Origin of the sequence: Clostridium beijerinckii, assembly GCF_018223745.1 — a bacterium.
In the GTDB taxonomy this organism is placed as follows: Bacteria; Bacillota; Clostridia; order Clostridiales; family Clostridiaceae; genus Clostridium; species Clostridium beijerinckii.
In genome coordinates, this window is sequence record NZ_CP073653.1 from 328,165 (window position 1) to 341,957 (window position 13,793).

11 protein-coding genes are annotated in these 13,793 nt (G+C 28.1%); 10 read left to right on the forward strand and 1 reads right to left on the reverse strand.

The annotated features are described in order from the left end of the window. The 7 genes from KEC93_RS01595 to KEC93_RS01625 all read left to right on the forward strand — a co-directional run bounded on the left by KEC93_RS01595 (window position 1) and on the right by KEC93_RS01625 (window position 6,486). A complete protein-coding gene (locus KEC93_RS01595; RefSeq protein ID WP_077869934.1) occupies window positions 1–1,119 on the forward strand; it encodes a TIGR04066 family peptide maturation system protein in 1,119 nt (372 codons plus the stop codon). A 15-nt stretch (window positions 1,120–1,134) separates the two neighbouring features. Beyond that, window positions 1,135–1,431, forward strand: coding sequence for a peptide maturation system acyl carrier-related protein (locus KEC93_RS01600; protein WP_077869935.1), 297 nt, complete (start codon window positions 1,135–1,137; stop codon window positions 1,429–1,431). Continuing rightward, entirely contained in the window at window positions 1,432–3,003 is a 1,572-nt protein-coding gene (locus tag KEC93_RS01605; RefSeq protein WP_077869936.1) for a S8 family serine peptidase, read from the forward strand. It begins immediately after the preceding gene. Between the two features lie 69 nt (window positions 3,004–3,072). Further along, the gene (locus KEC93_RS01610) at window positions 3,073–3,735 is read left to right on the forward strand and encodes a YiiX/YebB-like N1pC/P60 family cysteine hydrolase (RefSeq protein ID WP_077869937.1); all 663 of its coding nucleotides are present in this window, start codon (window positions 3,073–3,075) and stop codon (window positions 3,733–3,735) included. A 139-nt stretch (window positions 3,736–3,874) separates the two neighbouring features. Continuing rightward, entirely contained in the window at window positions 3,875–4,900 is a 1,026-nt protein-coding gene (locus tag KEC93_RS01615) for a hypothetical protein (RefSeq protein WP_077869938.1), read from the forward strand. Window positions 4,901–4,921: 21 nt separating this feature from the next. Then, complete coding sequence (locus tag KEC93_RS01620) at window positions 4,922–5,260, forward strand: hypothetical protein (RefSeq protein ID WP_077869939.1); 339 nt, start codon at window positions 4,922–4,924, stop codon at window positions 5,258–5,260. 332 nt (window positions 5,261–5,592) lie between these two features. Beyond that, on the forward strand, window positions 5,593–6,486 hold the full coding sequence (locus KEC93_RS01625) for an IS982 family transposase (protein ID WP_023977109.1): 894 nt from the start codon (window positions 5,593–5,595) through the stop codon (window positions 6,484–6,486). Between the two features lie 328 nt (window positions 6,487–6,814). Here KEC93_RS01625 and KEC93_RS01630 read toward each other — a convergent pair whose 3' ends face one another. Next, window positions 6,815–9,478: a cation-translocating P-type ATPase gene (locus tag KEC93_RS01630; protein ID WP_077869588.1), complete on the reverse strand. Its 2,664-nt coding sequence runs from the start codon at window positions 9,476–9,478 to the stop codon at window positions 6,815–6,817. A 598-nt stretch (window positions 9,479–10,076) separates the two neighbouring features. Here KEC93_RS01630 and KEC93_RS01635 point away from each other — a divergent pair. From KEC93_RS01635 to KEC93_RS01645, 3 genes are all read left to right on the forward strand, one after another. Next, the gene (locus KEC93_RS01635) at window positions 10,077–11,786 is read left to right on the forward strand and encodes a methyl-accepting chemotaxis protein (RefSeq protein ID WP_077869589.1); all 1,710 of its coding nucleotides are present in this window, start codon (window positions 10,077–10,079) and stop codon (window positions 11,784–11,786) included. A 234-nt stretch (window positions 11,787–12,020) separates the two neighbouring features. Then, window positions 12,021–12,863, forward strand: a complete 843-nt coding sequence (locus KEC93_RS01640; protein WP_077869590.1) for a patatin-like phospholipase family protein — start codon at window positions 12,021–12,023, stop codon at window positions 12,861–12,863. Window positions 12,864–13,046: 183 nt separating this feature from the next. Next, the gene (locus tag KEC93_RS01645) at window positions 13,047–13,748 is read left to right on the forward strand and encodes a FadR/GntR family transcriptional regulator (RefSeq protein WP_011967659.1); all 702 of its coding nucleotides are present in this window, start codon (window positions 13,047–13,049) and stop codon (window positions 13,746–13,748) included. The last annotated feature ends 45 nt before the right edge of the window (window positions 13,749–13,793 follow it).

Genomic DNA, 13,793 nt, shown 5'->3' on the forward strand with positions numbered 1-13,793 from the left:
ATGAAAAATGAGTATAAAACTATGATATATCCATTTGATGTGGAATCTGCACCACTAATAAGACATAGTAATTTTATTGATAACCATAATATTGTAAATATTATTTCTCCAAATGGATGGGGACTTTGCGGTAAGGATGCAGGGCACACTGATGGTGGACAACCGGTTGGTATAATTATAGATAGTGATTTTGATAAAGCACTAGAAAATTGCGATACAGTTTTTTTTACTGATTCTAGTATGAAAATAGATTTGCATAAATTTGTATATCCTAAAATTATTAAAGCAGCTCAAAGTTCAAAAAATATAATATGTACTATAAAACTTGAAAATGAAATTATTGATAAAGTATCAAATATTTGCAATCAAAATAATATGTTTTTTAAGTATTTTACAAATGAAAGTAATAGTATGATAAGCCCCCCAACTGAAAAAATTTATCAAATTAACACACCTGTAGTTTTGGTATTTGGTTTGAGTGAAAGAACAAACAAGTTTGAGATACAACTAAATTTAAGAGAAAACTTAGATGAGATGGGGTATAAAGTATCACAAATAGGTACACGACATTATTGTGAGTTAATGGGATTTCATTCATTTCCTAAATTTATGTATAGTAAATCTATTACTGAATCAGAAAAGGTGATTTTATTCAATCATTATATTAAGAATATTGAAAGTAAAGAAGCACCAGATGTAATAGTAATCGGTATACCAGGTGGGGCAATGCCTATTAATCAGGAATTTACAAATGGATTTGGCATAATAGCTTATGAAGTGTCACAAGCTATTATGCCAGATGTTGTTGTATTTAGTACATTATATACTAATAGTTCACTAGAAATTTTACAATTATTATCTAAGTCTTTCAAATATAAATTGGGATATAATATAGATTGCTATAATATTAGCAATACATCTTTAGATCTTAGAGCTAGTAAATATGAAGAGTCATTACAATATATTGTATTAAATTTAGACATTATAAATGAAAAGAAAAAGATGTATAAAGAGTTAGATAGACCTGTTTATAATATTTTAAATAAAAATGATGCAAAAAGTATGACAAATTTTTTAGTTAATAAATTGGTAGAATATGCGGAAAATCAAATTATATAGTTTGGAGGACATGTTGTGAATAATTTTTCAGAGAATATTGATATAAATATAAAATTGAATGAGATATTTAAGGATAGATTTAATATAGACCTATTTAATGATGAACTGAATATAAATATTGATGATAATTTATTGGGAAGTAAATTTAGATTAGCAGCACGAAATCTTTATTATTTGCTATGTGACATTGAAAAAGAATTTGATATTACTATTTCTGAAGAGGATATTGATAATATTAAATTTAATACAATAAATAATATTATTAAAATTATTAATAAGGAATTACAACAAAAAGCTGTGGAAACAGTTTAAATGGTAACTGTTGGAATAATTGATGATGGGATTGGTATTGGGTTTTATGATACATATGACATTGGACGTAGTATAGAGATTACACCTGATTCTATAGTACAAGATGTGGATATATGTAAATTGAAAAATGCCAGTCATGGGACCATTTGCGCTGCTATAGTAAAAAAATATTACCCTAAAGCTATACTTACCAGCATAAAAGTGCTTAATGATAAGACTCGTAAATGTACAAGTAAACAACTTATAAAAGCTATTGAATGGTGTTTAGATAATGGTATCCAAGTTGTTAATCTTAGCCTTGGTACCATAGATTATAGGGATTTTGAAATAATAAAAGAGACAATTAATAGAGCTTGCAATAAAGGTCTAATTATTGTAGCTGCATGTAACAATAGAGATATATTTACAGTACCTGCATCTTTAAGCAATGTTATTGGTGTAAAATGTGAGAAAAATAGTATCTTAAAAGAAGGAGAATATATTTTTAATTTATATCCTATAAGTGGAATTGAAGTAATCTCTTGCAGTCAACATCAATTGTTAGTAAGTGGTTGTGACTCAAAAATTACAAGTAGGTGTAATAGCTATGCAGCACCGATGATTACTGCTGAAGTTTGCAAAGTAATGGACAAATCTCCTAATATAACTTTAGAGCAAATAAAACAAAATTTATATAAAAACTCACTCAATTATATAGATGATACAATACAAGTAAATAATTATAAAAATATAGATTGGGTTAGTAATGCTACATTGCTATGTATCAAGGAAAGAAAATGTATTTTTGAGTCACATTATATAAATCAGATTAATAATTTTAAAGAAATTGAGGATATAAACGTTGATGAATTTGATACATTAATTTTATTAAATAGCATGATAAATGATTATAAGAAATTTGAGCCCATTATTTACCGGTTTAAAAAAAAACAAAAAAGTATTGTTGTTATAGATGATGAATACCAAGGGGAAAGTTATAAATATCTTAATGGTGCTGTTAAACTTTGGTATCCTTCAATAGTGGAGCATTTTTATAGGGCATCTCCACCACAGCAAGAGTTGGATGTGCCATTAATAATAATTTATGACTATACAGAAAATGAGATGATAAAAGTATTAGAAACATTAACGGTTAAATTTAGGAGGGATGGTTATTATGCAGTAGGAGCATGTACAAAATCACTAGGCGTTTTATATGGATTGGAATATATTCCTTTTCGTAAAGATAGAAACTTTAAAGAAATAAAAGATAAGATTGAAGTTTTGTATAAAGTTTATGATTATGACATTATGATTCTAGGATTAAGCATTAATAGAGACGATACTAATATAATTAAAGAAATTAATATGTGTTTAAATCCTGATAAAGTTATTTTTATTGGAGATAATTTCTCAAACGAAATAACGACATGGGTAGAAAAAAATGGCGTTGATCAGAATTTAATTATAACATCAAAAGAAAATATTGAAAAGTATTCCGATTTGGGTCATAAAATGTTTAAATATACAGATATCGAGTTATTATATACGCAAATTTTGAACATGCTTCTTTGTGAAAATGAGAAAACTTAGTAAAAGAGAGTAATTTCAAATTCTTATGAGTTTACATAATGACTCAAACAAATTATGGGGGGACAATCAATGAAAAAGATTTTTATTAAATATACTATTTTTACACTTTTAGCTACAGTTGGTATGACATCAACCGTATTTGCCACAGAAAACGTTAATGTTGACAATTCTAATAAGCAAATGCAAGAAATTATAAATAAAAGTAAACATGATTCAGATGAATTAATTAAAAATTGGGACAAACTAAAAGTTACGGCTAAACCGGACACATCAAAAAGAATGAATAGCTTAGACTCTGAAGGATCACTAAATAGTGTTGGAAGTGCTGGTGATATACTTGTAACTCCAGCCACTGTTTTTGGCAATGGTCCTATTACAGGACATGCTGGAATGGTTGATTTAAATCCTGATCTTACAATAGAAAGTATGACATCTGGAGGTGTTCGTAGATATACGAATGATTGGAAAACTAGATATACTAAAGCTTTATGTGCTACAGTGAAAAATGCTGATCCTGAACAAGCCGTAGATTATGCAAGTAGTAAAATCGGAAGTAGTTATAATTACAACTTTTTAAATAAGTGGAAAACAGATACATTTTATTGTTCACAATTAGTCTGGAGAGCTTATATAGAACAAGGTATTGATTTAGATAAAGATGGTGGGAATGCTGTTTTACCAACTGATTTGGTTAGTGATAAAATTGATATAAATTGGAGAACAAATTACTAATTAATTCAATATATAATTTTCTTGAAATAAACCACTTAATGGTATAAATTAATTCTGTGTTAATATGAATATTGGCATAATTTAATTTTAAACTATATGTGGTTTATTTAGACTTGAAATTAAGAGTGGGAGATAAATAATGTATAAAAATAAAAAAGTATATTTCTTTTTATTAATAATTATAATGTTAAGCTTAAGTTTAAGTTCTGAAGTATTAAATGATCAAGGATTAAAAAAAATATATATTATATATTCTGACTCTATTCAAGCAGATAGCGAAATTGTGAGTTTAGATAAAAATTTAAATACAAGAAGCAATATTCAGATACCTGCAAGAGATATAGTGACAAGCTGTAATGAAAAAGGTACTGTATTATTGCCAACATCATCGGATAACAAATTATTTAAAATTGATAAAAGCGAAACTGTTAAATCATCTGAAACTGATTTGGGTGGGGATTACATAAAATATAAAAATAATGAACAATTAACTTTATATAATGTATCTTTAGAATATAATAGAATTAATTTCATATGCTCAGACTCGCAGATAAAGTCACTTGATATCAAAGACTCATTGTTGTTATCTGCTGATTTTGATGATAAAAATATTTACGTATTAGGTTATAAATTTGATAAAAATAAGGAAGGTGATACCTTTCTATTTATTATAGATAAAAGTGAGTTTAAAATTAAAGATGAAATTAAACTAATGAAAAATATGCGGGTATATGATACTTCGCTAATTGATGACAAACTTTTTATTGGAGTAGATAGAAAGGTAGATTTTTTATTATATTATGATGTGAAAAGATCTACTCTAAATAAGATTGAATACAAAGATTATCTAAAAGAAGGTACAATGGATACTAAAAAGATTCTTTATAGTGATAAATATATTTTTTACATATCATTAGATGGTAATATACTACAATTAAATAAGGCGAGTTTGGATATCGTGAGAAACATTAAATTGAATAATAAAGTAATTTTAAGTGCTTGTTTAGATAAAGATAAACTATATTCTCTAAGTGTAGATATAAATAAAAATAATCAAATTGGTTTAGTTGATGTATTTGATTGTGATAATCTTGATAATATAAATAATCTTTCAGTGGGGCCAATAAGAAATACAACTCCACGAGATATTTTAATATTAGAATAATAATTAAAGGAGATATAATAAATGAAAAAAATATTTTTAACTGTATTACCAAGTTTATTAACATATTTATTTATATATGTAGACTCTCGTTTTCCATATAGTAAATGTATATTAATTGGTATTTATATTTTATTTCCTATTATGTTTATCACTCAAACTGTCATTTCTTCAAAATCAGTAAAAAATATGTTAATTGGATTGCTATTATTATCGCTGTCGATTATATTACCTATTAATAAATGGTATAAAATGAGCAGCATGATGCCAGCCATAATAGTTTATCTACTATTAGCTGGAATAACATATTTTTTAATAAGAACTGTGAATTTTATTAAAAGAAAGAGTAAAAAACAAATCTAATACAAGTTTTTAATATTCAACTTATAAAAATACTATGAAATTCATATTTATGGAGCAATTAATATATATGTGACATATTATTAGAAGTTGGGCAGAAAAAGGTAAATCTCATGTTTACAGCATATACATAGATTATTATGTGGTTATTATATAAATAGCATCAGAAAATACTAAGTATACTACGACTCAAATAGGGGGACTTTCATTATTTTGTTAGAAGTTTTTAGTATATTAACGTGAGTTCGATAGAAAAATTTAAGGGATAAAAAATCCCATCAAAATGTTTTATTATATAAGTGCGACCAAATAAATAAAACAAAGGATGGGATTTTATGCAAAACTTATTAGTAGAAATATTTTATGATGTAGACAATTTTTGTATTGGATTTGAAAATTACTGTAAAAGTCATTTCCTAACGGAAAATAGCGACCGCAAATTTGCAATGATTAAAAGTAAAACTTTATCATTAAGCGAAGTTATGACAATAACTATCTACTTTCATTTGTCAAATTACAGAACTTTTAAATCATACTATATTGAGCATGTGTCTACTGTTCTCAAACCGTATTTTCCTAAGCTTGTGAGCTACAATAGGTTTGTTGAATTAATGCAACAATCATTAGTTGCATTACTATTATACATGATGAAATTTAGAACTGGCAAGTGCACAGGAATTTCTTTTATCGATTCTACAACTTTGAATGTATGCCATAATAGAAGAATACACTCTCATAAGGTTTTTAAAGGAATTGCAGAACGTGGTAAAAGTTCAACAGGCTGGTTTTATGGTTTTAAGCTTCATCTTGTTGTTAACGATAAAGGGGATATTCTCTCTTTTTATCTAACTCCGGGAAATGTAGATGATAGAGAAATTAAGACTATAGAAATATTAGCAAAAGATTTATTTGGAAAACTTTTTGGTGACAAAGGTTATTTATCTAAAAAGATCTCCGATATTTTGTATTCCAAAGGTATTCAACTTATAACAAAGATAAAGAAAAACATGAAAAATAAATTAATGTTAATGGAGGATAAAATTCTTCTTAGGAAAAGAGCTATCATTGAAACAATAAATGACCAACTAAAAAATATATGTCAGATAGAGCATAATCGACATAGAAGTTTTACTAATTTTGCGGTTAATATAGTTTCAGGATTGATTTCGTATAGTTTTCTTCCTAAGAAACCTTCTCTTAAGTTGGACAAATATCTAACTATGGAATAATTGGAATATCGAGCCACAAGATTACAAGGATACTTTTTTGCTTTTTTTCATAACCATATTTACCCATAAAATATTCTAGCTTTTCGAACTCACGTTATATTAAATCTTCTAATGGATTTGATGAAAGGGTGAAAGGTTATTTATATGTTAAGGCTTCAAGTGAAGACTTGAATATTAATAAAGAATATGTCGTAGATTTTAGCAATGATTGAAAAACATTAATTAAATATAAAAAGATAGCAAAGGACGATTCCTTTACTATCTTTAAGTATAGTATTAAGACAGGAATACAAATATATTTTATAAGCTGCTTTAGATGCAAATAGTTTTAAGCAGCTTCACTTTTTGATTCTAAAATATCTTTTTCTTGAAGCTTTTCATTCTTTCTTTCAATAAAATCTCTAACAACCTTAACAGTTTGTATTATTAAAGTTGGAATGAAAGCAAATAAGTGAACTAACATTAATTCATTACTAGTAAGTGGAGTTATTTCAAATAATCCTTGAAGTGCTGGTATAAGTAAAACTGCATTTACAAGTACAACACCTGATATAAATGCAATCCAACTGAATTTGTTATTGAAAACTCCAAGAGCAAAGATGGATTTTTTGCCTCGGCAGTTAAATCCGTGGAATAATCTAGCTAAACATAAAGTGCTAAATGCCATAGTCATTGCAAGCCCATGGCTTCCTGTAGCTAAACCAATATGATAAGAAACCATAGTGAATATTCCAATCAGCAAACCTTGACTACAAATATCTATTATAAAATCTTTAGTTAAAATAGATTCTTTGGCATCTCTAGGTTTATCTTTTAAAACATCTTTTTTAGATTTTTCCATACCAATTGCAATGGCAGGTAAACTATCTGTTAATAAGTTTATGAATAATAAGTGTACGGCTGCAAATGGAACAGGAAGTGCAAATATTGATGAATATAGTACTGCAAGAATTCCAGAAGTATTACCTGAAAGTAGGAATTTTATTGAATTCTTTATATTAGCATAAATATTTCGCCCATTAGTAACTGATTTAACAATAGTAGCAAAGTTATCGTCTGTTAAAATCATTGAAGCAGCATCTTTTGAAACTTCAGTACCTGTTATACCCATTGCAATACCAATATCAGCTTGCTTTAATGCAGGTGCATCATTAACACCATCTCCAGTCATAGCTACAATTTTACCTTTGTTTTGCCATGCTTTAACTATTCTTATTTTATGTTCTGGAGATACTCTTGCGTAAACGGAAATGTGCTTTAATTTTGAGTTGAGTTCGTCATCGGACATTTTATCAAGTTCCAAGCCTTCTACAGCTAAGTCACCATCTTGTAATATTCCAATTTCTTTAGCAATAGCAGAGGCTGTAATCTTGTGATCTCCAGTAATCATAATCGGCTTGACAGAAGCTTTAATACAATCACTAACAGCTGCTTTAGATTCTTCTCTAGGTGGATCAATCATTGAAATTAAACCTAAGAAAGTATAATCATATTCATCATCTAAAGTGAGTTCTTTATTTTCATTAAGCTCTCTATAAGCAAATGCTAAAACTCTTAATCCTTGAGATGATAATTCTCTATTAACATTATTTATATTGATTTTATCATTGTTGGTGAAGTCTACTACTCCATTTGAAGTCTTTATTGAAGTTACTCTATTAAGTAATACATCAAGAGCACCTTTAGTGACCATTATATACTTTCCATCAATTTCGTGAAGAGTACTCATAAGCTTTCTGTCAGAATCAAAAGGAATTTCTTTAAGTCTTGGATAAGTGCTTCTACATTCAAGTTCATTTAAGGAGTATTTATGACCCAAGTTTACTAAGGCAACTTCTGTTGGATCTCCTATCTCAGCACCATCTTTTGAAGTAGAATCGTTACATAGTATAGAACTAGTTAAAAGGAAATTTGAATCAAAATTTTTGAAATCTATTTTAGTACTATCAATTAAGTTGTTATCAACGAAGATCTTTTTAACAGTCATCTTATTTTGAGTTAATGTACCAGTTTTATCAGAACAGATAACAGATACACAACCAAGACCTTCAACAGCTTTTAGCTTTTTAATGATAGCATTCTCTTTAGCCATTGATTGTGTGCCTATGGCAAGTACAATTGTAACTATTGAGCTAAGGGCTTCAGGAATAGCAGCAACAGCAAGAGCAACGGCAAACATTAATGAATCTAATAGAGCAATACCTCTGTACATACTTAATCCAAATACAATAACACAGATACCAATTATCCCAAAGGCTAACTTCTTAGAAAACTCATCCAAGGAAATTTGAAGCGGGGTACTTTTTTCTTGAGTTTCTTCCATAAGAGTAGCTATTTTACCAAGCTCAGTATTCATACCAGTATTAGTTACAAGAACAGTAGCACGTCCATAAGTGACTAGTGAACTAGAGAAAACCATATTTTTTTGATCACCTAAAGCAACTTCATCTTTGTCAATAACATCAGAGAACTTATCCACACTCTCAGATTCACCAGTTAATGAGCTCTCATTAACTTTAAGAGAGAAGTTTTCTAAAATTCTACCATCAGCAACAACTAGGTCTCCAGCCTCTAGTATCAAAATATCTCCTGGAACTACAGTTTTAGAAGGTATTTCAATTTTAACTCCATTCCGAATAACCTTAGCATTAGGCGCAGATAGCGCTTTTAGACTAGCTAGAGATTGTTCAGCTTTAACGTATTGAACAGTACCTAAAATAGCATTCATAGTTATAACAGCTAAAATTACAAAAGTACTTTCCATATTTCCAGTCATAGCTGAAATTATAGCAGCAGCAATTAATATGATTACTAATAAGTCCTTAAATTGTTCTAGAAATACAGATAAAATGCTTTTTTTCTTTTTTTCATTTAAGGTGTTTTCGCCTACAGAGTCTAATATTTTATTAGCTTTTTCGCTCGTCAGCCCCTTTAAAGTCACATCGAAGGTTTTAAGAGATTCTTCTACTGTTTTAGAAAAATATTTTTTCATTATGGCATCTTCCTTTCAAAGAAAAAATTTAATAAGTATATAATTAGCTAAAGTCTATAAAGTGAACATTTTCAGGTAGAGTTTAACTCTGACTGAATTTAGTTGAACATATACCCTCAAGTGGTACATCGTCCAGAAATGTACAGTTGTTATACCCTAATTGAATAAGGGGGAATGTTGATGTTACGGATACTAACTATAGGATAAATTAACAACAAAAAAGACTTTTAATATAACTTCAAATTGTTGAAGTTATATTAAAAGTCTCGTTACCTGTTAGGGTATATAACACCAGACTAACAATATAGTCGCGATTGTTGATGTTATATTTATAACTACTCCCTTTTAATATAGTGATTTATTTTATATAATGATTATAGCATTTTATATGGTTTTAGTCAATATGCTAAGAGTTATTTTATACAATATATATTAATTATACTCCATAAAAAACAAATAAGTGAACTACTGTTTAAAGTATATGTAAAATTATAACTATTGTTATCACATTGGTTAATATGTATAATTATAACTGCACACGTTAACAATATTATGTTATGTATGTAATTATATATTTAAGCCATAGGGGGACGTTGAAGTGAGATTAAAAAAAGTAAAAGATGTAAAAATCATAAGGAGCATAATTATAATAGTAATTTTATCTTTGATATCAACAATTACTATTGGAGTTTTGGGTTATTTAAATACATCTAAAATGTATGATGCCAACTTGATAATGTATAATAATGTTATTCCAAAACTTAGTGATTGGGGTGATGTTAATGGCAGTATGGGTGTTTTAAGAAATACTTTAACCAAAATAATAGATAGGCCATTTGATGAAGCAAATGAAAAGGCGATGCTAGAATTAAATACAAATATAACAGAAATAGTGAATAGGCAGGCTAAAGAATCAGAAAATAATTCAGAAGAACACCAATTAGTTATGAAATTTAAAGAAGAATATGAACAATATTATTCGTACATACCTGGTATTATTGATCAAAGAAAACAAGACTTAACTCCAGATAAAAAGATTACAAATGATGCTATGGGAGTATATGGAAATCAAATTGCTCAAGATAATAAGGCATTGGTTCAACTTCAAAAGGATAAAGCTACAAATGAGATTAATAAATCTATGAGTGCATATAGAAAAAATATATTTATGTTTATAAGTATATTGAGCGTATCAATTCTAGCTCTAGCGTTTATGTCAACATATATAATATTCATGATTAAGAATTCAATTAAAGAATTTGTACATAAAGTTTCAATCTTATCAGAAGGAAATTTCACTGTAAAGTTTGATACTGAATCCGCAAACGAATTTGGAGTGATGCAGAATGCATTAAGCAAGACCATAACATCTATTGCATCAATTATATCTACAGTAAAGGAAGATTCGAACCTTGTTACAGAGCAATCAATAGAGCTTTCAAGGGTTTCAGAAAAAATGAAGCATTATATAGGAGATGTATCCAGTTCAATTCATGATATAGCAGAAGGATCTAATGAACAATCTGAAAGACTTATGTCAATAAACAATAATTTAAGTTCTTTTAGTGATAAATTGGATTCAATAACAAGATCTGTAGAGAAAGTGGATAAAAGTACTATTAATATTAGTAATGAAGCCAATATTAGCGATGAAAGATTGAGAAATATAGGTATATCGATAAATGAAATTGCAGAATCTTATAATGAAGCACAAAGGAAAGTTAATAAATTAAGCCTAAGTGTAAATAAAATAACAGAAATAACTAATATGATTAATGAAATAGCAGATGAAACTAATTTGTTAGCCTTAAATGCAGCTATTGAAGCGGCAAGAGCAGGTGAAGCAGGTAAGGGATTTTCAATCGTTGCAGATGAAATTAGAAAATTAGCAGAGCAATCTAAAAGTTCATCAGAAGATATTAATAATTTGCTAGGTGACATAAGTTCCGAAACTAAATTAGTTGAAGAAACAACAGGTATTGCTAACAAGAAATTAGAGGAGCAGATTCATACAATAGCATCAACTATAGTTTCATTTAAAGAAATAGTAGAATCTATAGGTGATATAGTACCTCAAGTTCATGAGATAAATGATGCAATAGTTGATATTAATAATAGAAAAAATAATATAGTAGAAAATGTGGAATTATCATCCGCTGTACCTGAAGAAAATTCTGCTGCATCCCAAGAGATATCCGCATCAGCCCATGAAATGGATAATTCAGCATATAAGGTTTCTAAATCTGCAGAAGAATTGAAAGATATAATGCAGCAGATTACATCTCAAATTGAGAAGTTTGTTCTTTAAAATAAAAATAATTAAATATGGATAAATATTAGTTTATCATGGGAATCTCTATGCTATTAGAATTATAGAGGTTCTCATTTTTATTACAAATTTAAGAAATTTAATATATAGTAACTAAGAATAAATGACTTGATTAAAAAACTAGAAATTCCATTGATGTAAGTTTTTATATGATTAAATTTATTATTTAAGTTATAATATATAATAGTATTTATTGTGTATGGAGGTTTTTTTATGACAGGACTTGTACTTGAAGGCGGAGCATTCAGAGGATTATTTACAGCAGGTGTGTTAGATGCATTTTTAGATATAAAGGCAGAAATAAAATATATAGTAGGAGTATCTGCAGGTGCCACTAATGCATATTCTTATGTCTCTAGGCAAAGAGGAAGAAACTTAGAGATAATGGAAAGATTTATGGATAATAAGAGGTATATCAGCTATAGAAATTTAATTAGATGTAAATCTCTTATGGATTTAGAATTTGTATTTGACGAGATACCTAATAAGCATTGTCCATTTGATTATAAGGCGTTTTATGAATTTGATGGAAAGATGTTAGCAGGTGCTTTTAATATTGAGACTGGAAAGAATGAGTACTTTGATAAAGATTTATTGGATAAGAGAAATTCAATTCTTAGAGCAAGCATAGCGATACCATTAGTATTTCCATTTGAAAAGATAGAAGGACAATATTACGCTGATGGAGGCCTTTCAGAGCCTATACCAATTAATAAGTCAATAGATGATGGTAATGACAAACATATAATAGTATTAACAAGGAATGAGGGGTATAGAAAGACAAAATCTAAAGCCAATGAAGTAACTTATAGGCTTTATAAAAATAAGTATCCAAAGCTTGCAGATGTGCTAAAAAATAGGCATATTAAATATAATGAGCAACTTGATTACTGCAAAGAATTAGAGGAAAGTGGGAAAGCATTTATAATAAGACCAAGTATAAGTATGGATATAAGTAGATTTGAGCGAAATAAAAGTAAACTAAAAGCAATATATCAAAATGGGTATGATTTGATTATTCAAAATAAAGAAAAAATACTCAAATATATTGGATAGTATTTAAATATAATATTTTAGAGAAGTATTTTTAAATAGATAAATTATATATATTATGAATGCTTATAAATAGAATAGAATGAATTAAAAAATCTGCAAATGTAGGATTCTAGCTGTTTTTGATGTATAATGTACTAATAAAATATAAAATTTTAGACAATAAAGCGAACAAGGGAGATATATATGTTTACATCCAATAGCAAAACACCTAAAGTATATCATCAAGTTATAGAACAAATTAAGAACAACATAAAAAGTGGTAAATTAAAAAAGGGAGATAGATTGCCATCAGAAAGAGAAATGTCAGAATCTCTTGGAGTATCACGTGCATCCATAAGAGAGGCATTGAGAGCATTAGAAGTGGTAGGTCTTGTGGAAAGCAGGCAAGGCGCAGGAAATTATATAAAAACTAATTTTGATAATTCATTATTTGAACCTCTTTCTGTCATGTTTATGTTACAAGAAAGTTCAATTGAAGAAATGTATGATTTAAGAGAAACGCTGGAGCTTCGTTGTGCTAGGTTATCCGCTAAAAATATAGAAAATAATGAGCTAGAGCTTTTAACAGCAATATTAGATAGAATGTATATAGCAGAAAATGAGGACGAGAGTCTTGAACTTGATATTAAGTTCCATTATTTAATTGCAAAAACCTCAAGAAATACTTTACTTATAAATGTTCTTGAAGTTATATCTCAGCTTATGGATGAATTCATTCGAAAATCAAGAGCGCAAATTTTACATACAGGAAAAACTAGGGAGAATTTATTAGAGATTCATGAGAATTTAGTAAGAGCTTTGAAATGCAGAGATGCTAGTAAAGCTCATAATGCTATGGTAGAGCACTTTGATTTAATTCGAGGATCCTATGGGTATAAAAAATAAAAATATATTGTTTTAAAAATAAGATGGATAAAAGATAATCGTCAG

Excerpts from the sequence above, each read along its gene's own strand:
- KEC93_RS01630 (WP_077869588.1), bottom strand. The coding sequence starts at position 9,478 with ATGAAAAAATATTTTTCTAAAACAGTAGAAGAATCTCTTAAAACCTTC.
- KEC93_RS01595 (WP_077869934.1), top strand. The coding sequence starts at position 1 with ATGAAAAATGAGTATAAAACTATGATATATCCATTTGATGTGGAATCT.
- KEC93_RS01610 (WP_077869937.1), top strand. The coding sequence starts at position 3,073 with ATGAAAAAGATTTTTATTAAATATACTATTTTTACACTTTTAGCTACA.
- KEC93_RS01625 (WP_023977109.1), top strand. The coding sequence starts at position 5,593 with ATGCAAAACTTATTAGTAGAAATATTTTATGATGTAGACAATTTTTGT.
- KEC93_RS01615 (WP_077869938.1), top strand. The coding sequence starts at position 3,875 with ATGTATAAAAATAAAAAAGTATATTTCTTTTTATTAATAATTATAATG.
- KEC93_RS01645 (WP_011967659.1), top strand. The coding sequence starts at position 13,047 with ATGTTTACATCCAATAGCAAAACACCTAAAGTATATCATCAAGTTATA.
- KEC93_RS01620 (WP_077869939.1), top strand. The coding sequence starts at position 4,922 with ATGAAAAAAATATTTTTAACTGTATTACCAAGTTTATTAACATATTTA.
- KEC93_RS01640 (WP_077869590.1), top strand. The coding sequence starts at position 12,021 with ATGACAGGACTTGTACTTGAAGGCGGAGCATTCAGAGGATTATTTACA.
- KEC93_RS01605 (WP_077869936.1), top strand. The coding sequence starts at position 1,432 with ATGGTAACTGTTGGAATAATTGATGATGGGATTGGTATTGGGTTTTAT.